Origin of the sequence: Winogradskyella sp. SM1960, from assembly GCF_020179375.1 — a bacterium.
Taxonomy (GTDB): domain Bacteria; phylum Bacteroidota; class Bacteroidia; order Flavobacteriales; family Flavobacteriaceae; genus Winogradskyella; species Winogradskyella marina.
In genome coordinates this window covers 529,252-551,422 of record NZ_JAICBG010000001.1, presented here as the reverse complement: position 1 = coordinate 551,422, position 22,171 = coordinate 529,252, and the positions used below count along the sequence as shown (strand labels likewise).

Annotated in this window: 17 protein-coding genes and 1 other RNA gene; 11 read left to right on the top strand and 7 right to left on the bottom strand. The window is 33.2% G+C overall.

The annotated features are described in order from the left end of the window. The first annotated feature begins 290 nt into the window (after positions 1-290). The 6 genes from K1X16_RS02470 (at position 291) to K1X16_RS02445 (ending at position 9,856) form a co-directional block, all read left to right on the top strand. The gene (locus K1X16_RS02470; RefSeq protein WP_225034927.1) at positions 291-1,541 is read left to right on the top strand and encodes an efflux RND transporter periplasmic adaptor subunit; all 1,251 of its coding nucleotides are present in this window, start codon (positions 291-293) and stop codon (positions 1,539-1,541) included. A 227-nt stretch (positions 1,542-1,768) separates the two neighbouring features. Then, positions 1,769-2,446, top strand: a complete 678-nt coding sequence (locus tag K1X16_RS02465) for an ABC transporter ATP-binding protein (RefSeq protein WP_225034926.1) — start codon at positions 1,769-1,771, stop codon at positions 2,444-2,446. Positions 2,447-2,647: 201 nt separating this feature from the next. Then, positions 2,648-5,095, top strand: a complete 2,448-nt coding sequence (locus K1X16_RS02460) for an ABC transporter permease (protein WP_225034925.1) — start codon at positions 2,648-2,650, stop codon at positions 5,093-5,095. Positions 5,096-5,249: 154 nt separating this feature from the next. Continuing rightward, positions 5,250-7,601: an ABC transporter permease gene (locus K1X16_RS02455; protein ID WP_225034924.1), complete on the top strand. Its 2,352-nt coding sequence runs from the start codon at positions 5,250-5,252 to the stop codon at positions 7,599-7,601. 43 nt (positions 7,602-7,644) lie between these two features. Next, entirely contained in the window at positions 7,645-8,319 is a 675-nt protein-coding gene (locus K1X16_RS02450) for an ABC transporter ATP-binding protein (RefSeq protein WP_225034923.1), read from the top strand. Between the two features lie 109 nt (positions 8,320-8,428). Then, the gene (locus K1X16_RS02445) at positions 8,429-9,856 is read left to right on the top strand and encodes a TolC family protein (RefSeq protein ID WP_225034922.1); all 1,428 of its coding nucleotides are present in this window, start codon (positions 8,429-8,431) and stop codon (positions 9,854-9,856) included. Here the strand turns inward: K1X16_RS02445 and K1X16_RS02440 are convergent. From K1X16_RS02440 to msrB, 5 genes are all read right to left on the bottom strand, one after another. Beyond that, positions 9,853-10,809 carry an aldo/keto reductase gene (locus K1X16_RS02440; protein WP_225034921.1) on the bottom strand — a complete coding sequence of 319 codons (957 nt, stop codon included), beginning with the start codon at positions 10,807-10,809 and terminating at the stop codon, positions 9,853-9,855. The two genes, K1X16_RS02445 and K1X16_RS02440, sit on opposite strands and share 4 nt — an antisense overlap. 4 nt (positions 10,810-10,813) lie before the next feature. Beyond that, positions 10,814-11,335: a peptide-methionine (S)-S-oxide reductase gene (locus K1X16_RS02435; protein ID WP_225034920.1), complete on the bottom strand. Its 522-nt coding sequence runs from the start codon at positions 11,333-11,335 to the stop codon at positions 10,814-10,816. A 41-nt stretch (positions 11,336-11,376) separates the two neighbouring features. Further along, positions 11,377-11,862: a peroxiredoxin family protein gene (locus tag K1X16_RS02430; protein WP_225034919.1), complete on the bottom strand. Its 486-nt coding sequence runs from the start codon at positions 11,860-11,862 to the stop codon at positions 11,377-11,379. Positions 11,863-11,949: 87 nt separating this feature from the next. Further along, positions 11,950-12,495, bottom strand: coding sequence for a peptide-methionine (S)-S-oxide reductase MsrA (msrA, locus tag K1X16_RS02425; protein WP_225034918.1), 546 nt, complete (start codon positions 12,493-12,495; stop codon positions 11,950-11,952). After that, positions 12,492-12,947, bottom strand: a complete 456-nt coding sequence (gene msrB / locus K1X16_RS02420) for a peptide-methionine (R)-S-oxide reductase MsrB (RefSeq protein ID WP_225034917.1) — start codon at positions 12,945-12,947, stop codon at positions 12,492-12,494. Before msrB ends, msrA begins: the two co-directional genes overlap by 4 nt. A 249-nt stretch (positions 12,948-13,196) precedes the next feature. Here msrB and K1X16_RS02415 point away from each other — a divergent pair, with 249 nt between their 5' ends. The 3 genes from K1X16_RS02415 to K1X16_RS02405 all read left to right on the top strand — a co-directional run bounded on the left by K1X16_RS02415 (position 13,197) and on the right by K1X16_RS02405 (position 15,468). Next, positions 13,197-13,625, top strand: a complete 429-nt coding sequence (locus K1X16_RS02415) for a peptidylprolyl isomerase (RefSeq protein ID WP_195869573.1) — start codon at positions 13,197-13,199, stop codon at positions 13,623-13,625. A 119-nt stretch (positions 13,626-13,744) separates the two neighbouring features. Next, positions 13,745-14,557, top strand: a complete 813-nt coding sequence (locus tag K1X16_RS02410) for a glycerophosphodiester phosphodiesterase family protein (protein ID WP_225034916.1) — start codon at positions 13,745-13,747, stop codon at positions 14,555-14,557. A gap of 47 nt (positions 14,558-14,604) precedes the next feature. After that, positions 14,605-15,468, top strand: a complete 864-nt coding sequence (locus K1X16_RS02405; RefSeq protein WP_225034915.1) for an endonuclease/exonuclease/phosphatase family protein — start codon at positions 14,605-14,607, stop codon at positions 15,466-15,468. Between the two features lie 410 nt (positions 15,469-15,878). Here K1X16_RS02405 and ssrA read toward each other — a convergent pair. Then, positions 15,879-16,274, bottom strand: a transfer-messenger RNA (tmRNA) gene (gene ssrA / locus K1X16_RS02395). 388 nt (positions 16,275-16,662) lie between these two features. Next, positions 16,663-17,286, bottom strand: a complete 624-nt coding sequence (locus K1X16_RS02390) for an RNA polymerase sigma factor (RefSeq protein ID WP_225034914.1) — start codon at positions 17,284-17,286, stop codon at positions 16,663-16,665. A gap of 79 nt (positions 17,287-17,365) precedes the next feature. On the opposite strand from K1X16_RS02390, the gene K1X16_RS02385 reads away from it, so the two are divergent. After that, the gene (locus tag K1X16_RS02385) at positions 17,366-18,532 is read left to right on the top strand and encodes a FecR family protein (protein ID WP_225034913.1); all 1,167 of its coding nucleotides are present in this window, start codon (positions 17,366-17,368) and stop codon (positions 18,530-18,532) included. 174 nt (positions 18,533-18,706) lie between these two features. Beyond that, entirely contained in the window at positions 18,707-22,159 is a 3,453-nt protein-coding gene (locus tag K1X16_RS02380) for a SusC/RagA family TonB-linked outer membrane protein (RefSeq protein WP_225034912.1), read from the top strand. Positions 22,160-22,171 lie beyond the last annotated feature (12 nt).

Below are 22,171 nucleotides of genomic sequence, written 5' to 3'. Positions count from 1 at the left end.
ATCGAGATTTATTGATTAGGAAGTCCTTAGAAAGCCAACTGTCATTTTTTATAAATTACGTATAGAACTCATTCTAAGGCTGTGTTTACAATATTACGATTTTATCTTGGGCTTATAAAAATTACAAAACCTTAATTTAAAGTGTCTTAAAAAGTGTGCATTTTCGAACATAAAGTGTATCAAAAACGAACACTTTTAATTTTGGTTAAAATAGTAAATTCTTGAAAATCAATATTTTGAGTTTTTGGCATTATCTTCACTATATAAACAGTATAAATCAAAACATACAAATGGACGTTCCAATTCAAAAGAAGAAATTTTCAACTCAGAAACTAGGTTTAGCTTTAGCGATTTTATCAATTATAGCTTTAATCGTGTATGTTATTTTACAAACGTCAGGTGGTTCTAAATTGAACGTTGATAAAGAACGAATTTCAATTAATACAGTAAGCGAAAATGTATTTCAAGAAAATATTCCTGTGAATGGTATTGTACTACCTATTACCACCATTTATTTAGATGCCCTAGAAGGAGGAAGAGTAGAAGAGAAGTTTGTTGAAGATGGCGCCATGTTAAAGAAAGGAGAGCCAATTTTAAGATTGTCTAATACCGATTTAGAATTGAGTCTTATTAATCAGGAAACTTCGGTGTATAATCTATTAACGCAAATGCAGATTTCTCAAAATGCGGCACGTCAGAATACCATTAACCGACAGAATCAATTTACAGATGTTGAAAATAATCTTATTGAAGCCGAACGTGTTTACAATTTAAACAAACGTTTATACGAAAAAGGGGCGATAGGACGAATGGATTATGAATCGTCTGAAAATAATTATGAGTATCAAAAAGAGCGAATGAAGCTGGCCAAACAAGTCTTATCTGAAGATACTATTGCGTCTAAGTTAGAAGTTAACCAAGCTAAAAACTCATATGCTAGAACCCAAAGTGCTTTAGAATTAATGCGAAAAAAGGTGGGAGATTTAGTGGTTAGAGCACCAATTGATGGGCAGTTAACCTCTTTAGATGCTGAAATCGGACAATCCATAAATAAAGGCACGCGACTAGGTCAGGTGGATGTGACCACGGGTTACAAAGTAAGAGTGGATATTGATGAACATTATATTTCTAGAATATACACTGGTCAAACCGGAACCTTCACTTTAAATAATAAAAGCTACACTTTAGAAATTAAAAAAGTATTTACACAGGTTACTAATGGACGTTTTCAAGTAGATATGAAATTTCAAGGTGATGTACCAGAAGGTATTAGAAGAGGGCAAGATCTTCAAATTAGAGTGGCTTTAAGCGCGGAAAAAGAGGCGTTGTTAGTTGCTAAAGGTGGCTTTTTTCAAAAAACGGGCGGCAATTGGATTTTTAAAGTGAGCGAAGATGGAAACACAGCATACAAAGTAAACATTAGATTAGGCAGTCAGAACACAGAATACTACGAAATCTTAGACGGTTTAAATCCTGGAGATAAAGTCGTGACATCGAGTTATGACGCTTTTGGTGATACGGAAGAGTTGATTTTGAAATAGCAGATAAAAGAAAGTATAAAATTTACATAAAATAAATATCACATTATTACGCTGATGATCCTTATGTGGATTGTCCCCTTGAGGATTAGTGAGAAACAAAATGTTTTTTGTTTTGAAGCTACCGAGCCTAGCTCTTAGGGGTGTTATTTAGAGATAAAGTAGAATGCCTAAAATAATTTAAAACAAAACAGATTCCTGCCTTCGCAGGAATAGTAAAAACGAATATAATGATACAAATAAAAGACCTAGAAAAATTCTATAAAACTGAAGAAGTACAAACCATCGCCTTAAACAAATTATCATTTGACGTTAAAGAAGGTGAGTTTGTGGCTATAATGGGACCTTCAGGATGTGGGAAATCGACCTTACTTAATATTTTGGGTTTACTCGATGATCCAGATGGAGGCAGTTTTATGTTCAACGGAACAGAAGTCGCAGGTTACAATGAGCGTAAACGTTCCGAATTACGTAAACATAATATCGGTTTTGTGTTTCAAAGTTTCAACCTAATCGATGAGCTTACGGTGTTTGAAAACGTAGAATTACCATTAATCTACACAGGTGTAAAACCAGCGCAACGAAAAGAACAAGTGGAAGCCGTTTTAGAAAAAATGCAAATTATGCATCGTCGTAATCACTTTCCGCAACAATTATCTGGTGGTCAACAACAACGTGTGGCTGTTGCCAGAGCTGTGGTCAATAAACCAAAACTAATTCTTGCAGATGAGCCAACAGGAAATTTAGATAGTACCAATGGAAATGAGGTAATGGATTTATTAATCGATCTTAACGAAGCCGGAACCACCATCATCATGGTAACACACAGTGAGCATGATGCAAAATACAGTCATAGAATTATTAGAATGTTAGATGGACAAAAAGTAACAGAAAATATTTTGGCTTAATATAATAGACCTGTCAGGTTTTTAAAACCTGACAGGTCTGGAATCAATCAATCAATCAATCAATCAATCAATCAGGTGGAAATACTTCAGTACGTCATCAACCAACCAATTAACCAACCAATCTGTGCTGAAGTGTCAAAGCCAAATCAATCAGATGCTGAAACTAGTTCAGTACAAAGCGAACAGTAATTTATAGAAATCATGATTAAAAATTATTTCAAAATAGCCTGGAGGAACCTTATGAAGCATAAAGTGTTTTCTCTAATCAATATCATAGGTCTTACCATTGGTCTAAGTGCGTCTTTTGTAATTGGGTTAATGGTATATTACGATGCTACTTTTGATGACTTTCATAAAGATGGCGATCGTATTAGTAGAGTAGTTACTGATTTTTATGGTCCAGAAGGTAAGTATACCAATTCTGGTGTAACATTGGCACTTGAAGAAGCAATAAAGGACAATTCGAATTTTGAAATTATAAGTGGATTTTATATAGAGCGGCCTTCAAAAGTTGAAAATAAAACATTGAGTTCAGAATTCAAATGGCCAAACTTTGTTATTTATACCGATGCCAATTATTTTAAAATTTTTGATTATCACTTTTTAGCAGGAGATAAGGAAAGTAGTCTTACAAGTCCAAATAATGTTATTTTATCAGAAAAACGTGCTGCCGATTATTTTCCTAATACTGCCCCTTCAGACATCATAGGGAAAACCTTAGTTTATAACGATTCTATAAATGTTACAGTAACAGGAATTGTAGAAAATTTAAAAGGAAGAACAGATTTTGTTTTTGAAGAATTTATATCAAAACCCACACTTTTACAAACACGATTACGAGAAAATATTCTAAATAAAAATTGGAATAGTACCAATTCAAATTCACAACTTTTTGTAAAAATTAAGACCAACGCAGACATAGAGAGCATTCAAAATACCTTTGATAAATTAGCTAAAGCACATGCTGATGAAGAATCAAAAAAATATGGAGAAGAACGTAAGTTTGTATTACAACCTTTAGCTGACATTCATTTTAATGAAGCTTATGGTATTTATGATTGGAGTAGAGGACAAGCGAGTAAATCACTATTAATAAACCTAGCTTTAGTGGCTGTATTTTTGCTCTTATTGGGCTGTATTAATTTTATAAATCTAAATACTGCCCAAGCCTCACAACGTGCTAAAGAAATTGGGATTCGAAAAACTTTAGGCAGTTCAAAAAAACAACTTATTGGTCAGTTTATGGGGGAAACCTTTTTGCTGGTTGTTATTTCTGCTTTATTATCGCTGTTGCTTTCCGGATGGTTAATTACAGTATTTTCAGATTTTGTACCCGAAGGTCTAGATTTTGAGCTTTTTAAATCACCGTTGATTATAGCAAGTTGTATTCTTTTATTAGTCATTGTAACCTTTTTGTCTGGTTTTTATCCTGCTTTAGTACTCTCTAACTTTAATACGGTTTCGGTTTTAAAAAATCATTTAGCTGTTGGACAGAAAAAAGCAAGGCTTCGTAAATTTTTAACGGTATTTCAATTTACAATTGCTCAAGTATTTATTATAGCAACCTTGTTAGTAGGTAAGCAAATAAACTTTTTACTTACAAAAGATATGGGGTTTAAAACAGAGGCAATTGTTTCGGTTTATAGTCCTAGAAATGAACGAGGTATTGAAAAGAAAAAACGTTATGCTGAAACTTTAAAAAAAATTCCAGAATTAAAACAAATAAGTATTGGTGGTCCACCACCAGCGTCATATAATGTGTCTAGCTCGGTGATGACCTATATCGGAAAGGAAAAAGAGGTGAATACAGATATACAATTTTTATATGGTGATGAAAATTATTTAAAACTTTTTGAATTGGATTTGCTCGCCGGAAGAAATATCATCAACGATACTATTAAAGAACTCGTAATTAATGAAACCTGTAGAAAAATTTTAGGTTTTAAGAGTTCTGAAGAAGCTATTGGAAAAACAGTTAATATTGACGGAAATAACATTCCTATAATTGGAGTGATGTCCGATTTTTTTCAACGTTCTTTAAAAAATGATATTAAGCCTATGGCATTACGAGGAGATTGGTACCGACCAAATTACAGCCAGTTCGCAGGGGTTCATCTAGCATTTCAAAATGAATTTTCCGAAGGTTTATCGACCACGCTTTCTAAAATTGAAAATGCTTATAAATCGGTTTACACTGAAACTGATGATTATCGTGTAGAATTTTTAGATGAAACCATTCAGCGATTTTATAATAGAGAACAAAAGTTGTCTAAACTCTTAAATTGGGCTACAGGTTTATCCATTCTTATAAGTTGTTTAGGTTTATTGGGCTTAGTGATTTATACCACAAACCGTCGCGTAAAAGAAATAGGAGTGCGTAAAGTTTTAGGAGCGTCATTGTTACAAATTAATGCGTTGTTGTGTAAAGAATTTTTAATTCTAGTTGCTGTAGCTTTTATCATTGCGGCACCAATTGCGTATTACGGTATTCATCATTGGTTACAAGATTTTGCTTATAAAAGGAGTATCAGTTTATGGGTGTTTTTAGTCAGTGGATTAGCCATGATTTTCTTTGCGCTGTTGGTGATTAGTGTAAAAACGCTGCAGGCGGCAAATGCAAATCCTGTGGATTCTTTACGCTCGGAATAAAGTGTTCATTTACGAACAAAAAGTGTATCAAAAGCGAACAGTTTTAAAATTCAAAACAAATGTAAAGCACTGTTAAATAGGTTTTAGTGATTTCGGCATCATCTTAACTATACTGTAAGTAGATGTCATCAATCAAATTCAATAAATAATGTTTATGATTTTAAATTATATAAAAATAGCATTCAGAACCTTACGAAAAAATAAGGGTTATAGTTTTCTGAATATTTTCGGGTTGGCCATAGGAATTACATGTGCGAGTCTCATATTTCTTTGGGTTGAAGATGAGGTAAGTTACGATTCAAATTTTGAAAACCAAGATCAGGTGTATTACGTGCCAACCCATCAGGAATACGAGGGAGAATGGAGGACTTTTAATTCTACACCTGGACCACTCGCAGAGGTAATGAAAACCGAAATTCCTGGTGTTGCAAAAGCATCACGAACAAAACATAGAGATTTATTGTTTTCGGTAGGTGATAATGCTATTAATAGCAGAGGCCGTTATGTAGATGAAGATTTTATAGATATCTTCAGTTTAAAATTTGTTGAAGGCAATGCGAGTGACGCTTTTAGAAGCCCTGAAGCCATTGTTATTACACAAGACACTGCAGAACAACTTTATGGTAAAAACACCAAGGTATTAAGTAAGGTTTTAAGAGTAGATAACACGGATAATTATTTGATTTCTGGTGTGATTGAAAATTTCCCAAAAAACGTCACATTTCCTGTCAATTGGATTGCACCTTTTAAACGTTGGGGTTCCGATAAAGAATGGACTAATGAGTATGGCAGTTTTTTCGCAGATACATTTGTAGCATTAGCACCTGAAGCTGATTTTGAAACTGTAGATGTACAAGTCAGAGAGTTGCTTGAGAAAAAAACAGGAGATAACGATTCTAAAGCATTTTTACATTCCATAAAAGATTGGCATTTGCGAGACCATTTTGAAAACGGAAAGCAAGTTGGTGGTCGTATTGATTCCGTAAGATTATTTACGGTCATCGCTTTAATTATTTTACTCATTGCCTGTATCAACTTTATGAATTTATCCACAGCACGAAGCGAAAAACGTGCTAATGAAGTTGGCGTGCGGAAAGCCATGGGTTCTGGTCGCACACGATTAATGATTCAGTTTATAACCGAAGCCTTGATGTTAGCTTTTATAGCGAGTTTAGTAAGTGTGTTGTTACTTTTTGTGTTGTTACCGCAATTCAATTTACTTATAGAAAAAGATTTGATTTTAGGATTGTCTCAACCATTTCACATCATATTTTTATTAGGAATTACCTTGGTGTGCGGCATCTTCGCAGGCTTATATCCAGCATTTTATTTATCATCATTTAAACCCGTTGAGGTGTTAAAAGGATTGAAAGTTACACAAGGGTCTGCGAATTTTATTCGAAAAGGTTTAGTGGTTGGGCAGTTTACCATTTCCATCGTATTTATTATTTGTACCATTTTGGTGTTTCAACAAATTCAGCATGTAAAAAACAGAGCTTTAGGTTTTGATAAGGACCAATTGATTTCATTAAATGTTAATGGCACCATGATTGAAAAGTTTGATGTCATTAAACAAGATTTAATTAACTCAGGAGCAGTATCAAGTGTAGGCTTAAACAATTCAGGAATTTTAAATGGTGGCAATAATGGTTCTAACTTAACTTGGACAGGTGGTACAGACACAGAAGATGTTCTTATTTTCTTTAGATATATCAGTTCAGATTTCTTTGAAACTGCAGGTATGGAAATCGTTGAAGGTCGTGGGTTTTATGAAAACATGGCAAAAGACAGTACGAGTGTTTTAATTACTGAATCCTTTGCAAAACTCATGGGACAAGGCAGTGCTATTGGTAAAAAGATAGATAGAGGAGATGAGTATACCGTTGTAGGTGTCGTAAAAGATTACCTTTTTGAAGACATGTATGGACAAAGTGATCCTGTACTATTTTTTAACTACCATGGTGAAGCTAATTTTATGTATTTAAAAACAAATCCTAACATAACTGTAAATGAGGTGCTGTCACAAGTTGAAGCGATAATGAAAAAGCATAATCCAGCATTTCCGTTTGAATATCATTTTGTCGATGATGCTTACAATGCCAAATTTAAAAGTGAACAACTCATCGGGAAATTATCTCAGCTTTTTGCACTATTAGCGATTCTTATTTCATGTTTGGGACTTTTTGGATTGGCAGCTTATACGGCAGAACAGCGTAGTAAGGAAATTGGAGTTCGTAAAGTTTTGGGCGCAAGTGTCGCTGGAATTGTAAAACTATTATCAAAAGATTTTTTAAAACTCGTTGGTCTTGCTATTGTAATTGCCATTCCTATGGCTTGGTATGTTATGGATAATTGGCTCGGAAATTATGCATATCGTATAGAAATCAATTGGTGGATTTTTGTGATCGCAGGAGTGGTTGCGATATTAATAGCTATTGTAACCGTAAGTTTTCAGGCTGTAAAAGCTGCATTGGCAAATCCTGTAGATAGTTTGAAAACAGAATAAATAATATATGCTGAATTAGTTTCAGTAACGCAATCAAAATAAAATGAAAAACACACTATTAAGTATAAACGAAGCCTCACGAACAGTGAATTCCGGAAGCAATAAAGTCACATTACTAGATAACATTAATCTTAATGTGGAAGAAGGTGAGTTTATCTCACTTATGGGACCATCAGGTTCTGGGAAATCTACCTTGTTAAATTGTATTGGAATGTTAGATAGTTTTACCGACTGTGGCTATACGTTTCTTGGAGAACCGGTGCATCGCATGAAAGAAAAAAACCGATCTAAACTCTACAAAGAATATATAGGATTTGTGTTTCAAGCTTATCATTTAATAGATGAACTTACGGTGTACGAAAACATTGAAACACCATTGCTCTACAAAAATATAAAATCTTCGGAACGAAAAGCGATGGTGGCCGATATGCTAGATCGATTTAATATTGTTGGTAAAAAAGATTTATTTCCTATGCAATTAAGTGGTGGGCAACAGCAATTAGTTGGTATTGCGAGAGCCTTAATAGGACAACCTAAATTGATTTTAGCCGATGAACCCACAGGGAACTTAAACTCAAAGCAAAGCGGCGACATTATGGAACTATTTGCGCAATTGAATAAAGAAGGCGTAACGATTATACAAGCCACACATTCTGAACGAAATGCGGCTTATGGCTCTCGAATCATTAATCTTCTGGATGGTAAAATAGTTTCATAAAAGAGATATAGATAATAAAATCCTCATTGAATTTGTAACCCAAAAGTTGAATATTTAGATTGTCCCCTCGAGGGGACTTTAGGGGTGTTTTTTTAATAAAACAATAGTCATGATACATAAACTTGTAATACTAATCATCATTGTTCTAATGAGCTGGGCTGGTTTTGCTCAAAATAAAACGGATAAAAGCTATTCTTTAGAGGACTGTATTTCAATAGCCTTAGAAAATAATATCGATTTAAAATCAACCCATTTACAAGCCAATTCAGCGAAAGTAAATTATCAACAGTCTAAAGCTAATTTGCTGCCAAGTCTTAATGGAAACTTTAGTCTGGGTGTTAATGATGGAAGAAGTATTAACCCATTTACCAACGCTTATATCAATCAGGAATTAACCTTTTCAGACTTAGGTTTAAGTTTAGATATGACGATTTTTAATGGCTTTCGATTATTGAATTCGGCTAAACAAAACCGATTGAATAAAAAAGCTTCAGAATTAGAAATTGAAGCAGCGCAACAAGATTTAGTATTAAATGTAACCTTAGCATATCTTCAAGTTTTAAATGCCAAAGATGTTTTGGAGTTGGCCAAATCTCGATTGTCAACAACTCAAGAACAACTAACCATTCAAAAAGAATTTTTCGATAATGAATCTGGAAACCCAGCAGATTATACAGATGTTTTAGGACAAAAGGCAAGTGATGAAACCAATATTCTAGTATCTGAAAGTAATTTGAATAATGCAAAACTAAACCTTGCACAATTATTGAATATAGACGAACAATTAAACTTAGACCGACATAGTTTAATCCTAGATTTTGAAAAATACAAATTATCAGCAGATGAGGTATTTTCTGAAGCTTTACAAAATCTAGCCACTTTTAAAGCCAAAACATTACAAATCGAAGCCGCAAAAAAAGGAGTTAGTGTAGCGAAATCTCAATTTACACCAAAAATTTCCCTTTTTGGAGGAGTAAATACCAATTACTCAAGTGCCGCAGAGCTGTTTACAGCAACAGGATCAAATATTGTGGAAACTGGTAATTTCGTTACTGTAGATGGACAAAATTTACCCATCATGACAGAGCAAACTAGTTTTACGTCAGACGCTATTAGTTACAGTGACCAATTAGATAATAACTTAAATACCGTGGTTGGTATAGCTGTTAGTGTGCCGCTTTTTAACGGGTTTAGAGCAAAACATAATATGGCTTTAGAAAAAATTAAAGTAGAAGAATCCATCATGGAGTTAGAACGTACGCATGTAGATATTAAAAATGCTATAGCGCAAGTTCATTTTGATATGGAAGCGGTTTACAAACGTTATCAAAGTTTAGAAAAACAAGTGGAAGCTTATAAAGAGTCTTATAGAATTAACGATATACGTTTTAAAAATGGAGTATCTAATTTCTTAAATTATATTACTAGTAAAAATAATTTAGACAATGCAAAAGTAAATTTAGCAAATGCCAAATATGAATATGTATTGCATACGAAAGTATTAGATTATTATAGAGGAATAGTTTTTGGTAATTAATTCCATTCTAAGTTGCTGCGCTCCTCCCAATAATGTTCGGGAGAAACAGCTAGTGATTTTAAGGTATTAACTTCTTCTGTCGTTAATTTAAAATCTAAAGCTTTTAAGTTTTGTTTTAATTGATTAGAATCTGATGCGCCACTTAATACCAAATTAGGATTTAAATAATCCATGATGAAACGGATGGCAATGGCATCATTACCTACTTTATATTTGTTAGAAAGCGTTTCTAAGTAATCAAAAGCCTCAACATAATTCTGAAAGCTATCATTTCTAAATACACGTCCATTTGCTAAAGCTTCTTTAATTATTATCGTTTTTCCGTCGTCTAATAGAGCTTTTAAAACAGTATAGGTTGATGGTTCAAGAAGATTAAATGTCACTTGGAAACTGTCAAACAAATCTTCACCATTAAAACTAATTTTTCGAGCTTCTTCAATGATTTTTACTTGTTCTGTTCCACTCGATGATAGTCCGATTTTAAGTTGGTGTTCTTCTTTTAGTTCGTATAATCTAGCGAGAACAGCATCATTGGTTAAAACTCCACTATCTAAGGTAGCAGAATGAATTTGATAGATTTTTAAATTTGGTAAAAGTCCTTTGGAAACACCCCATTGTTCGTTTAACTTTTCAATAGAATGTTCTTTAATTTCATGCTTGCCAGAAAATCCAACCTCCCAATTGGCGACATAGGTATAACCAAATTTTGTAGACAGGCTCACGTCTTTATGGTTTCTAGAGGTATTCCAATCTAACAAAAATTGTTCGCCCAAACCGTATGATGGAGCAACATCAAAATCTCTAATTCCCATTTGGTAACTGTCATCTAAAACCTGAGTTGCATTCATTTTAAACGCAGCAACAGATTTATCAATATCATTTTTAGACCTAATATTAATATAATCTGGACGACCTAAAGCGGCTAAACCTAATCCTATTTTAGTAGTGCTCATTATTTTATGTGTGCTTTATTTTATTTGGGATGACATCAAAATTTACGTGATTTGAAAAATTCTTCAATAATAGTTTCAATTTAGGATTTATAAAGCGTTCGCAAAAAGGTTTTTCAGGATTTTTTTGATAGTAATTCTGAATGGCTTCTCGAGATGGTTTAAACACTGAAAACGGTAATACTTGTGTTATAATCGTATTTTCGAAATCTGCTTGGAGCATCTGCAATATATTTTCAATTTTAGCTTTTTGAATGTCTGAAAAATAATAAACTGCAGAACGGTATTTATCTCGCATAGCATGTGCAGACGTGCTTTTGTGTGTATATAAATGAATTTTAATTAAGGTTTGAAGAGAAATCGCTTCAGGATTAAAATGAACAACAACAGCTTCAGAAAATGTTTGGTTTTCATTTGTAGATGCTATAAAGCCTTGTGATACGTTTGTAACTCCTTTTAACGCTTGAAAAACAGCTTCTGTACACCAATGGCAACCACCTCCTAATGCTATTTTAGCTTCTGTATACATGTATTTAATTACGATGGATAGTGTTTTTATTATAAATCCAATTATCGTATGGTTTCTAAAAAGTCGATTGCAGAACTAGCATAGAGGTGAAAATCGTTATACAGCACATTGTTATGCGTATCTATAAAAATAAACCATGGTGTTCCGCCAGTTTTATAATTGGTTAAAATATTACTTTGTGATTTGTCATCTTTCCCAGCATCATGACCAAAAGGAATCTTTAAATCATATTGTTTTTGAGTGGCTAACATTTTATCGAAAGTATTAATTTCGTAACCTTCAAAAACAGTTTGAATGGCTAAAAATACAACCTTATCATTTCCTTCTAAAGCATCAACCATTGTTTTTAAATTAGGGAAACCCTTACTGTGGCAACCACGACACCAGCTTTGAAAACAGAATAAGACTTTAAATTTTCCTTCTAAATCTGATAGATTAATGGCTTTCGCTTTATTGCCATTGGCATCTACCCAATGATTAACATTAAATTCGGGTGCTCTAAACAATTCTTGAGTTCTAATTGACATCTTATGGTTTTTTGCATTAGACGTATTAACACTTCAGGCCATTCTATAACTGAATTGCCTGAGTGTTGTTTATTACCTAAGTTCAGTCTAAGCCGATTTTAATTTGTCGGCATGAAGCTTTCTTAGTTTCGCTATTTTTGGGTCAATGACAAAACTGCAATATCCAAAATCAGGATTGTTCTCATAAAAATCTTGATGTTCTTGTTCTGCTTCATAAAAAGTTGGAACAGCTGATAATTCAGTGACTATAGGATTCGGATAATGTGGTTCTAATTCTTTTATCACAATTTCTGCGACAGTCTTTTGTTTATCATCATGATAATAAATCACAGAACGATATTGTGTGCCACGATCAGCTCCTTGTCTGTTAAGTGTTGTTGGATCGTGTGTAGTCATAAAAATGATTAGAATATCTTCATAAGTTATTATGTTAGCATCAAAAGTAACTTGAACGACTTCTGCATGGCCAGTTAACCCAGAACAAATTTCTCTGTATGTAGGTCTGCCAGGTACATTGCCTCCAGAATATCCTGAAACCACTTTTTCTACACCTTTTACTTCCTGAAAAACGGCTTCTGTACACCAAAAGCAGCCTCCGCCCACTGTGGCGATTTGTAAGTTTTTAGTTATCATTTGGCAGTCTCCTTGTCTATAATCATAGATTCTGAATTAACGCAATAACGCAAACCACTCGGTTCTGGTCCATCTGGAAACACATGACCTAAATGAGCGTCGCAAGTATTACACATTACCTCTACACGTACCATTCCTAACGTGGTATCTCGTTCGTATTTAATGGCATTTTCTTTAATAGGCTGTGTAAAACTTGGCCATCCAGTGCCAGAACTAAATTTAATTGTAGAATCAAATAAGGGAGTGTCACAACAGACACAATTGTATTTGCCTTCGTCATAGGTGGTACAAAGTTCGCCACTGTGCGCTCGCTCAGTTCCTTTTTGTCTTGTGATTCTATATTGCTCTGGAGACAACTGGGCTCTCCATTCGGCTTCTGTTTTTTCAACTCGTCTGTCTGGAGTTGGGTTTCCTTTAACGGAAAAGTTGATGATATCTTTCCAAGTTAACATAAGTAAATGTCCTTTCTGGTTTTAATGAATTAATTTTTATGTTTAAGGTAACTGTAGTCGAAATGGTATTCAATTCCTTGCAGTTACAAATTCTATCTAATTTACCACTTTTAAATTACATTATAATAGAGCTAAGCTAATGATTCACGTTAAGTTTTTCTTAAATACTCATAAAACATAGTCCATCATTCTTTTTTCTGTATGATAAATAATAGTTTTGCAGCACATTTAAATGAAAATAAGAAGTTTATGAGTTTAGTAAAAGAAAATGATACAGTAAAAGTACATTATACTGGGAAATTAAAAAACGGACAAGTCTTTGATAGTTCTTTAGAGCGTGAGCCTTTAGAGTTTACATTAGGACAAGGTATGTTAATTCCTGGTTTTGAAAAAGCTGTTATCGATATGAAAGTGAACGATAAAAAAACAGTAGATATCCCTGTAACTGAAGCTTATGGTGAAGTGAGACAAGAGTTATTTCACAAAGTTGAGAATGCACAACTTCCTGAAGAAGTAAAGCCAGAAGTTGGTTTAGGATTAGTATCTAAAGATGCACAAGGTAATGAGCATCCATTCAAAATTGTTGAGGTAAATGAGGATCATATTGTTGTTGATGGAAACCATCCATTAGCAGGACAAGAGTTGGTATTTGATCTTGAATTAGTTGAGATTAAATAAACACGAATTGTTTAGCATATAAGAGACCTGTGATGTAATTTTCGCAGGTCTTTTTTTATTTATAAAAGGGCGAGCTCTTAGTTCTAAAATAAATTCATTTTATTTAAATCATTTAATTAATGCGCCATTTAATTACGTTATTTATAGGAATTGAGCTTTTTTCATACAGCTCCACAACACAAAATTCTGAAATTTCCTTTGCAGATAATCCTGTTGTTGCACATAGAGGTGCATGGAAAGCCAAAGACTTACCACAAAATTCAGTGGCAGCATTAAAAGAAGCCATTGACTTAAAATGTACAGGTTCTGAGTTTGATGTTCGTATGACGGCAGATAACATATTAATTGTAACGCACGATGCCGATTATGCTGGTTTAGATATTGAAACTTCAACCTATAACGAATTAGCCAAACACAAGTTGCCAAATGGTGAGATACTGCCAACTTTAAGAGATTATATTGTTGCAGGTATGACCAATAATAGCACAACAGCATTAGTGTGCGAATTAAAACCTTCTAAAATTGAAGGTCGTAATATACGTATTGCTGAAAAAACTGTAGCCTTAGTTAAAGAACTAGAAGCTGAGGCTTATATCTCTTATTATATAAGTTTTAGTTACGAGCTTATTAAACGTATTAAAGACATTGAACCTAAATCGAAAGTCTTATATCTCGATGGATCAAAATCTCCACAAGAATTAAAAACTGATGGTATAACAGGATTAGATTATGCCGTTTGGAAACTAAAAAATAATAAGCATTGGATTGTAGAAGCTAAAGTTTTAGATCTTAAATTGAATTCGTGGACTGTAAATAAACAAAATGATATCGACTGGTTATTAACAGAAGAATTTGATTATATAACCACAGATGAACCAGAATTAACCTTTGAAAGACTAAAGGTGATTTCTAAGAGTATTATTAAAGAGTAATATTCAGTATATTTAAGGTTTAGGTGAATTATTAGAAAAACGAATACATGAATCGAATTATATTAGTCACTCTTAGTCTTGTGGTTTTAGGTTGTAACCCAAAATTGTATCAACCGGAATCTAGAAATGATAACGATAGTCTCAAGGTAATGACTTACAATATACGCTTAGATCTCGCTTCAGATGGTGAAAATGCATGGCCAAACCGAAAAGATTTTTTAAACACTCAGGTGTTATTTCTAAGTCCAGACATTCTTGGAGTTCAGGAAGCGAGGCCAAATCAAATTTCAGATTTAAATGCTGCTTTACCAGATTATAACTTTATAGGTGAAGGAAGAGATGGAAATGGAGAAGGTGAATTTTCTGCTATCTATTACAATTCTAAAACACTTAAAGTTGAAGAACAACACACGTTTTGGCTGTCTTTAACACCTAACATTGTCTCAAAAGGTTGGGACGCTGCATACCCAAGAGTTTGCACTTATGGATTATTTTCGTCGGTAGAGAATGATGAAAAATTCTGGGTGTTTAATACACATCTAGATCATGTAGGTAGTGAAGCGCAACACCAAGGTATAAAACTAATTTTACAAAAAATAGCTTCAGAAAACACCGAAAATTATCCTGTATTTCTCATGGGTGATTTTAATGTTGAACCTAACAGTGATGTTGTAGCAGAACTATTACCAACCTTGTCAGATGCTAAAGAAGTAGCGGCCGTAAAGTTTGGTGCAGATGGTACATTTAATGGCTTTAATTATAACGAACCTGTAACAAGACGAATCGATTATATTTTCGTTTCAAAAACACCACATGTCAAGGTGCATAAATATGCTGTATTTTCTAGTGCAATAGATTTTAAGTTTCCTTCAGATCACTTTCCTGTTTATATTGAAGTTGATTTAAAATAGGTATTAGTTAACTGCAATCACTAAAACGATATGCTTTGTAAAAATTAAATACTATTGTTGTTCTTTGTCAACTAACACATCTACTGTGGCGACCGTTCTAAAGGCGGTATGATCAGATCTAGAATCTGCACTCGTTCCCATTTATGCTGAAATTCTATAACTTGCACAATAGAGTGCATGACATAGGAATGAACCACCTTTAATAATGTATTCAATTGCGTAGAACATAGGCCATCCGAAATTAAATTCGTCTTATGTTTTACTCACTTTAACTGCGTTGTTCACGTACACTCCAATCCTGTAAATACAACATTTTGTGCTTTCAGCCCAAGTACTTTTAAACAACAAAGCTCAACAAGTAAAACTTGTTGAGCTTCTTATGCTTAAAATCACAACCTAGTTGTGCTTAATTGTGGAGTCGGAGAGAATCGAACTCTCGTCCAAACAAGTAACCAAAGGGCTTTCTACACGTTTATTCTTTTCTTGGGTTTTCGACTTAAAGCTGGTTAAAGACAACCCACTTTAAGCTTAGCTTTTTAATCTCGAAAGGGCATCAAAGCACTACCCAATCTTAGTCAATTTTTACGATGCCTCATGCAGAAACGCCACTGACTAGGGCTTTTCGGAGACATTTAGCCTTCCTACCTAGTAGGAATGAGCACGAATCTTACTATAATTCAGATTATGCAGCTAAAGCGTAGTTATTCTCGCCGTTTAAAATTTGGTCTAGCCTTTTAGGTGTGTCAATGCCATTACACCACGTGCTTACCATTTAATTAATCTCGCTGTCAAAACCAGTCGACCCCATAAGTTTCTGCGAAAGCAGAAATCTTACTAAGATTTATTATCTGAATAAGGAATGCAAAATTAATGAAAATAATAATGCAAAGGCTATACCAAACTTGTTTTATAAATTTCTTAACTTATATGGTTTCAAATTTATTTTGAATTAGTCGATTGATTAATAAAAATTTTAAAATGAAAAACTCATTTGCTACCCTTGTGAGGTCCTGCTTGTGTTTAAGTTTAATGTATGAATAATTAAAGGTTGTCAATAAAAAAATCTTATTGTTTTTTAAAACAATGAATTAAAGATTTAATTACTTTATTGAATGCTTTTAGTAAGACCTCGTGTGATGATATTAGCTCGTTTCGTTGTATTAAGGTAAATCCTAAAAAAAAAATCAAAGAATATCAGATTTTGTTTAAAAGTTTTTCGAAACTCTTTCCGAAAAGTAAGAACATAATACTGTTACTATTTGCCTTTGTGTTTTTACGGATAATTGAAAATGCTTTAGTTATTTGTGCCTCTACCGTTTTAATTGAAACATTTAGGTATTCCGCAATTTCAATGTTCGTTAATCCTTCTTGTTTACTTAATAAAAACGTCTGTTTACATTTAGGAGGTAGATTTTCTATTTCTGTTTTTACTAAATCGATTAATTTTTCAAAACGAGGTTTATGATCTTCTTCCTCCAAAATAGTATCAAGTGCATCAATATATTTTTTTTCGAGTATAACTGTAGATTTCATTTTACGATATTGATCTATAAACTCATTATAAGTTAATTTATAGAGAAACCGCTGTATAACAAATTCGCTTTTAAGCTTATGGCGTTGTTGCCATGTGCGAATAAATACATTTTGCACTATATCTTGTGCCAAATCGTGGTCATGCGATAAGCTAAATGCATAAACACATAATTTTTGGTTGTACTGCTTCACTAAAAAAGTGTAGGCATTTGTGTTTCCGCTTTTTAGCGCTTCAATTAACTTTGTATTATCTCTTGAAAAATCTAGCATTATGTAATATTTCATTGGGAAATTAATAAAAATTTTAAGAATAAGTAAGGGTAGTGAAGATTTCCTTCGTTATAGTATAAAGAAGTTAGAATAGATGATTTCAAAAAAAATAAAAAAGATAATAGTAAAATACCTTACAAATGAGGCAACTTCAACAGAATTAGATACGCTAACATTATGGTTAGATAATCCTAAAAATGAGACGTTGTTTAATGATTTTGTAAAAGTTAATTATGCTATTAATTATAATATGAAAGCGTATGATTCTAAAACAACAGAGTTACAAGTTTTAAAGTTTATAAATAAAGATAAAAGGACTAAGCGTTTGGCTAAGAGAAAAGCATCTTTTTTAAAGTATGCTGCATTAATACTTGTTTTCTTAGCGTTAGGTTACGGTTATCTCGAATTGTATTCTAACAAAAACGATAAACTTGTTTTTCCAACTGAAGTTATAACGCTTAAGTTAGATAATGGGAAAACGAAGACTATTGATGACAATGATTCTAATGATATTGTGGATGACGAAGGTCATATTATAGGGATTCAATCTGGTAAAAAAATAGAGTATTTTACTCAAGAAAAAAAATCAGTATTGGTTTACAATACGCTAACGGTTCCTTATGGTAAAAAGTTCGAAATTAAATTAGCAGATGGTACCATTGTAAACTTAAACGCAGGCTCCTCGTTAAAATACCCCGTTAATTTTGTAGAAGGAAAACACCGAAATGTATTTTTAGAAGGTGAAGCATTTTTCAAGGTAGCAAAAGATGCTAAGCACCCATTTGTAGTTAATGCAAATGAAATAGATGTGCGGGTCTTAGGTACAGAGTTTAACATTTCGTCATATTCAGAAGATGAAAATATTAATACCGTTTTAGTCGAAGGCTCAGTCAGTGTTTATAAAGCTAATGCAGTCTATAATGTAGAGAATTCAACATTACTAAAGCCAGGGTATAAAGCGGCTTGGAGTAAAGTGGATCGTAAAATACAAGTTTCTAAAGCGGATGTTGAGTCTCATTTAGCTTGGCTAAATGGTAGACTTATTCTTAAGGAAGTAGAGTTTAAAGCTATTTTAAAGAAATTAGAACGACAGTATAATGTCAAATTTATAAATCATAATAAATCATTGGAAAATAGATTTTTTACGGCAAAATTTGATAATGAGGATATCGATCAAGTGATGGAAAGCTTGAGCTACTCAGGAAATTTCACTTATAAATTTAATAAAGATACAATCATCATTAACTCTAAAAAAAAATAAGGCCTATGCTATAAACTTAAAATGTAATTATTTCTATTTAAGTAGATCTACTTTTAATTTTATTATCGCGGCTCAATCTATACGCTATAATGAAAAAATCGGAAAATGTTGGAGCATTTCCCGATCTTAAAAAAGTGATTTACATGTCTAACACATTAAAATCAAATCAAAAGTATGCAAAAAAATATCATTGAGATAGGTAAAATGCTATATCTCCCTAAACTAAGTTTAAAAATGAAGCTCACTTCCATTTTGCTTTTTTTTACCTTATTGCAAATCCATGCAACATCAAACTCACAAAATGTTAAGATATCATTGGATTGTAATGAGATGAAATTAGAATCTATTTTAAGTCAAATAGAGAAAAAGACTGATTTTAAATTTTTGTATGAAAAAACTATTTTAGATAATGATAAGCTTCTAAATATTTCTACAAAAAATGAGAAACTATCACGTGTTTTAAAAACGATATTTGATAATACTGACATCGATTATCGTATTGTTAAAAAACAGATTGTCTTGCGAAGAGGTCAAGGAAATCCAATCCAATTGAATACGTCTGCAGCTCAGAGTCAGATTACAGGATCAGTAAGAGATAAAAATGGTACGTTATTACCAGGCGCAACAGTATTGGAAAAAGGGACAGATAATGGTGTTATTACGGATTTAGACGGAAATTACAGTTTAAATATATCTCAGAGTCCTGTAACAATTGTCGTGTCATTTGTCGGATATGAAACAAAGGAAATTGAAGCTAAGAATGGTGATGTTATAAATATAGTACTGCAAGAATCAATTACAGGGCTTGAGGAAGCCGTTATAATTGGTTATGGGAAAGTTAAAAGAGAAAGCTTAACAGGTTCAGTTGGTACTGTTGATATGAAAAATATTACAAGTCAGGCACCTACAGTAAATTTAGATAATGCACTGCAAGGACAAATTGCAGGGGTTAATGTTACAAGCTCTTCAGGACAGCCAGGTGCAGCGGCGAGAATTAGAATTAGAGGAACTACTTCTTTACTAGGATCAAACCAACCCTTATATGTTATTGATGGTATTCCTGTGGCTCCCAATAGTAATATTCCTTCAGGTGGATCAGAAGGCAATAATTTGGGGTCTGAATTAAACCAAGAAGGTATTAGTACTCCTATTGGTAATATCAATGCTTCTGATATTGAATCTATAAGTGTTTTAAAAGATGCATCAGCTGCTGCTATATACGGATCAAGAGCGGCCAATGGAGTTATTATAATAAACACCAGACAAGGGACATTTTCGAGTAAAACAAAATTTCAACTTAATATCTCTACAAGTACGCAAAGTGCGCAAACCTTAGATGTTCTAAATGCGAGTCAGTTTAGGAACGTTTTAACAACTGCTGTGGGTAATGGTACAAGAGATGATGCATTCACTAGGTCAGTATTAGATGGTTCTTATTTTGGTGACGCAAATACAAATTGGGAAGATGAGTTAAGTCCTGGGGCGCCAATATCTAGTAACTATAATTTAAATGTACGTGGTGGTTCAGAAAAGTCCAGATACTCTATGACTTTAGGTATTAATACACAAGATGGTGTTTATGAAAATACTGGGTTTAATAGGTATAATTTCTCGACTAATCTTGATACTAAGATTAATGACAATTGGACCATTGGATCTAAAATAAATTTATCTTCTTCTGATCAAGACGCGGTAGATGGAGGGCTAACACAGCTTATTTATGATTTTAGACCAGACGTGCCAGTTTTTGATACCGATGGAAATTATTCGTTTTCACCACAGTATACGCAAGAAAATCCAGTAGCCCGTTCTAAAGCACTTAATAATAATAAAACATTCTTATTATTAGGATCTATATATACAGAGTTAGAGTTGGCAGAGGGATTAAATTTTAAAACCTTATTCTCTTTAAATTATAATGATGGTAATCAAAAGAGTTTTTATCCCGAATTTACTTTTGTTGGCGGTTGGAACCGCAACTTTGGAAATGGAGATGGTTATGCTCAGGAAAGTAGAAGTCGTAGTACAAGTACGTTATTTCAAAATACACTATCCTATGATAAGCTAATCGGAAAACACAATATTAGTGCTGTAATTGGAGCTTCTTTTGAAAAGAATAAAAGTTCAAATGTAAAAGTTTGGGGTGAAGGTTTTTTTAATGAAGTATTAACAAATATAACTAGTGCCACTGTTTTTTCGGATGGATCATCATACGAAACCTATTCAGGGTTAGCCTCCTATTTTGGACGTGTTAATTATGATTTTGATGACAAATATTTGTTGACGTTATCTGCAAGAGTAGATGGTTCTTCAAAGTTTGCGAAAGATAATCAATATGCCTTTTTTCCTGCGGCTGCGGCGGCTTGGAGACTTTCAAATGAAGAGTTTTTAATGAATGTTGATTTTATTGACGAGTTAAAATTGAGGGCAAGTATAGGAACTACTGGCCAACAAGATTTTGGAGATTACGCGTGGAGAACGCTTTTTGAAGGAGAGGATTATGGGCCAGACCCATCTGTTATTATAACTCAATTAGGGAATGATAAATTAAAATGGGAGAGAACAGAACAAATAGATTTCGGGCTTGATTTTACCTTTTTTAAAGGTAGATTTAGTGGAGGTATTGGGTATTATTCAAAAGAAACAAAAGATGCATTATTTACCTCAATCACACCGGGGAATACGGGGTATAATAGGATAATTGCCAATATTGGTAATACCCAAAATTCAGGTGTAGAGTTAGAATTAAAAGGTGACGTTATAACTTCTAAGAATTTTAATTGGAATGTATCATTCAACATCAGTAAAAACGAAAACAAATTAACCAAAATATCTGATGATTTTAGAGATGAAGATGGTTTCTTAACCGGTTTTCCTGGTGGTGGACGCTTAAAAGAAGGAAGTCCAATAGGCTTAATATATGGTTATGTTGCCGAGGGGCTTTTTCAAGATCAAGCTGCTATCGATGCTTTAAATGCAAGTTCTCCTTCAGGAGTTTATCAAAATATCCAAACCGCTCCAGGGGATTTAAAATTTAAAGATTTAACGGGGCCAGATGGTGTACCAGATGGTATAATAACCAACTTAGATCAAACAGTTATAGGAGATACGCAGCCAGATTTCTTTGGTGGGTTTAATAACACTTTTCAGTATAAAGGGTTTGCATTATCTACCTTCTTTACATTTTCAGTAGGTAATGATATTGAAGCTTTTGGTTTAGCTAGAGGGACGAATTTTGGAAGTACATTTATTGGTGAGAATAAGGAGACTAGTGTTTTAAATGCATGGACTCCAGATAATAGAAACACCAATATCCCTCGATCGGTTTATTTTGACCCAAATAATAATGATAGAACATCTTCTCATTATGTTTATGATGCTTCTTACATAAGATTAAAAACGCTAAGCTTTAGTTATACCTTTTCAAAAAAGGATATTGAAACGCTTAATTTTTTAGATACAATGTCTATATTTTTCTCTGCTCAAAACTTATTTACAATAACAGATTATCCAGGTGCAGATCCAGAAGCTTCTAATTTATTTAATAATGATATTAGTTCTGGTAGAGATAATAATCGTTTCCCTATTTCAAAAGTATTCACAATGGGATTAAATATTGCATTTTAAAAACAATTAAAT

Excerpts from the sequence above, each read along its gene's own strand:
- K1X16_RS02470 (WP_225034927.1), top strand. The coding sequence starts at position 291 with ATGGACGTTCCAATTCAAAAGAAGAAATTTTCAACTCAGAAACTAGGT.
- K1X16_RS02465 (WP_225034926.1), top strand. The coding sequence starts at position 1,769 with ATGATACAAATAAAAGACCTAGAAAAATTCTATAAAACTGAAGAAGTA.
- K1X16_RS02460 (WP_225034925.1), top strand. The coding sequence starts at position 2,648 with ATGATTAAAAATTATTTCAAAATAGCCTGGAGGAACCTTATGAAGCAT.
- K1X16_RS02455 (WP_225034924.1), top strand. The coding sequence starts at position 5,250 with ATGATTTTAAATTATATAAAAATAGCATTCAGAACCTTACGAAAAAAT.
- K1X16_RS02450 (WP_225034923.1), top strand. The coding sequence starts at position 7,645 with ATGAAAAACACACTATTAAGTATAAACGAAGCCTCACGAACAGTGAAT.
- K1X16_RS02445 (WP_225034922.1), top strand. The coding sequence starts at position 8,429 with ATGATACATAAACTTGTAATACTAATCATCATTGTTCTAATGAGCTGG.
- K1X16_RS02440 (WP_225034921.1), bottom strand. The coding sequence starts at position 10,809 with ATGAGCACTACTAAAATAGGATTAGGTTTAGCCGCTTTAGGTCGTCCA.
- K1X16_RS02435 (WP_225034920.1), bottom strand. The coding sequence starts at position 11,335 with ATGTATACAGAAGCTAAAATAGCATTAGGAGGTGGTTGCCATTGGTGT.
- K1X16_RS02430 (WP_225034919.1), bottom strand. The coding sequence starts at position 11,862 with ATGTCAATTAGAACTCAAGAATTGTTTAGAGCACCCGAATTTAATGTT.
- msrA (WP_225034918.1), bottom strand. The coding sequence starts at position 12,495 with ATGATAACTAAAAACTTACAAATCGCCACAGTGGGCGGAGGCTGCTTT.
- msrB (WP_225034917.1), bottom strand. The coding sequence starts at position 12,947 with ATGTTAACTTGGAAAGATATCATCAACTTTTCCGTTAAAGGAAACCCA.
- K1X16_RS02415 (WP_195869573.1), top strand. The coding sequence starts at position 13,197 with ATGAGTTTAGTAAAAGAAAATGATACAGTAAAAGTACATTATACTGGG.
- K1X16_RS02410 (WP_225034916.1), top strand. The coding sequence starts at position 13,745 with ATGCGCCATTTAATTACGTTATTTATAGGAATTGAGCTTTTTTCATAC.
- K1X16_RS02405 (WP_225034915.1), top strand. The coding sequence starts at position 14,605 with ATGAATCGAATTATATTAGTCACTCTTAGTCTTGTGGTTTTAGGTTGT.
- K1X16_RS02390 (WP_225034914.1), bottom strand. The coding sequence starts at position 17,286 with ATGAAATATTACATAATGCTAGATTTTTCAAGAGATAATACAAAGTTA.
- K1X16_RS02385 (WP_225034913.1), top strand. The coding sequence starts at position 17,366 with ATGATTTCAAAAAAAATAAAAAAGATAATAGTAAAATACCTTACAAAT.
- K1X16_RS02380 (WP_225034912.1), top strand. The coding sequence starts at position 18,707 with ATGCAAAAAAATATCATTGAGATAGGTAAAATGCTATATCTCCCTAAA.